The 1,891-nt window shown below is 66.2% G+C and carries 3 protein-coding genes; all 3 read left to right on the top strand.

Going from position 1 to position 1,891, the window contains the following annotated elements; all coding sequences use genetic code 11:
* Positions 1 to 699: PDZ domain-containing protein (locus EOA29_RS34890; RefSeq protein WP_127222290.1), on the top strand; the 699-nt coding region annotated here is incomplete at its 5' end.
* Between the two features lie 126 nt (positions 700 to 825).
* Entirely contained in the window at positions 826 to 1,437 is a 612-nt protein-coding gene (locus EOA29_RS34885; RefSeq protein WP_126090672.1) for a sulfite oxidase-like oxidoreductase, read from the top strand.
* A 38-nt stretch (positions 1,438 to 1,475) separates the two neighbouring features.
* Positions 1,476 to 1,891 (top strand): FAD-binding oxidoreductase (locus EOA29_RS34880; protein WP_245468704.1); only part of this gene is annotated, 416 nt, incomplete at its 3' end.

Here is a 1,891-nt window from a genome sequence, read left to right as displayed (position 1 = left end):
GCGGAGAAGGTCGTCGCCAAGCTGATGAAAGGCGGCAACATCGAATACGGCTATCTCGGCGTGCAGATCCAGCCGGTGACGCAGGATGTCGCCAGCGCCATCGGCCTCGACCATCCGGGCGGCGCGCTGGTCGCCGCGGTCACCGACGGCTCGCCCGCGGCCAAGGCCGGCATCGAGACCGGCGACGTGATCACCGGGTTCGGCGGCCAGGAGATCAAGGATCCGAAGGATCTTTCGCGCGCGGTCGCGGATGTCTCGCCTGGCGCCAAGGAAACGCTCGACGTCTGGCGCAACGGCAAGGTGATGCAGATATCGGCCGATGTCGGCCGCAACACCGAAGACCAGAAGACCGCGTCGAATGGAGAAGGCGGCAAGCCATCGGCCGAACAGGGCCTGCGCGTACCGTCGCTCGGCCTTGGCCTGACCGATCTCACGCCCGACATTCGCGAGCAGCTCAACCTCGCCGACAACCAGCGCGGCGCCGTGGTCGAGCGTGTCAATCCGGACAAGGCGGCCTCGGCCGCCGGCCTCGAGCCGGGCGATGTCATCATTGCGGTCGACCGCACGCCGGTCAAGAGCGCAAGGCAGGCAAACCAGGCGATCGCCGAGGCCGGCAAGTCGGGCAAGAAGTCGGTGCTTTTGCTGGTCGACCGCGGCGACGCGCAGATCTTCGTCGCCGTGCCCTTCGCCGCCGGCTGAGAAACTTCAATGGAGCCTGCCGGCATTGCCGGCAGGCTTCGGCGACTAGATTTCGGTTGCCCGCGGGGACGTCTTCGAGAACACTGCCATGCGCCGGCAAGCGGCCTGGTCACAGGAGGCATCTCATTGGTCACCCGCGGCTTCTTTTCCGGACGGCGTCCTCCTTCCGACACAGACGCGCGCATCCCGCCGGGACAATATCTGGAACAAGGTTTTCCGGTGCTCTCTGCAGGGCCGACGCCGCGCGTGCGCACGGAGGACTGGTCGTTCACGCTCAAGCACGGGCCAAAGCCGATCAAGAAATGGAGCTGGGCGGAATTCAACGCCCTGCCGCAGAGCAAGATGACTCGCGACATCCATTGCGTGACGGCATGGACCAAGTTCAACACGCCCTGGCAGGGCGTGCTGATCGACGACATCCTCGCCGATGCCGGCATCGAGCCGCCCACCGCCTTCACGCTGGCGCTCTCCTTCGATGGCTATTCCACCAATGTGCCGGCCAAGGACCTCGTCACCGGCAAGGCGATGGTGGCGCTGCTTTACGACGGCAAGCCGATCACCGCCGACCATGGCGGCCCGGCGCGGCTTCTGGTGCCGCATCTCTATTTCTGGAAATCGGCCAAATGGGTAAACGGCCTGCAATTCACCGAGCGCGACGAGCCCGGCTTCTGGGAGCTACACGGCTATCACATGTATGGCGACCCGTGGCGTGAGCAGCGCTATTCAAGCGATTCGTGAGTGGCGATCCGTGAGTGGCGATCTATGAGTGGCAATCCATGAGCGCCGAACCGCAGCCGCAGTCGCCGTGGCAGACGGCCACGATCAGCCGCATCGAAAAGCGCACGCCGCGCGTCACCAGCTTCTGGTTCCAGCCGTCGCGGCCGTTTACCCATCTGGCGGGGCAGCATGTCGACGTCAGGCTGACGGCGCCGGACGGCTATCAGGCGCGCCGTTCCTATTCCATCGCCTCGGCACCGGAAGCAGGCGCCGGCATCGAGCTGGCGATCGAGCGGCTCGACGACGGCGAGGTTTCGCCCTTCTTCCACGATGTGGCGGCGGTCGGCGACGAGATCGAATTGCGCGGACCGCTCGGCGGCCATTTCATCTGGGAGGCGAGCGACGGCGGGCCGGTCCTCCTGGTCGGCGGCGGCTCCGGCGTGGTGCCGCTGATGGCGATGGTGCGGCACCGGCG

The sequence above is a fragment of the Mesorhizobium sp. M1E.F.Ca.ET.063.01.1.1 genome (genome assembly GCF_003998155.1).
Taxonomy (GTDB): Bacteria; Pseudomonadota; Alphaproteobacteria; order Rhizobiales; family Rhizobiaceae; genus Mesorhizobium.
This window is presented reverse-complemented; position numbering and strand designations above follow the sequence as displayed.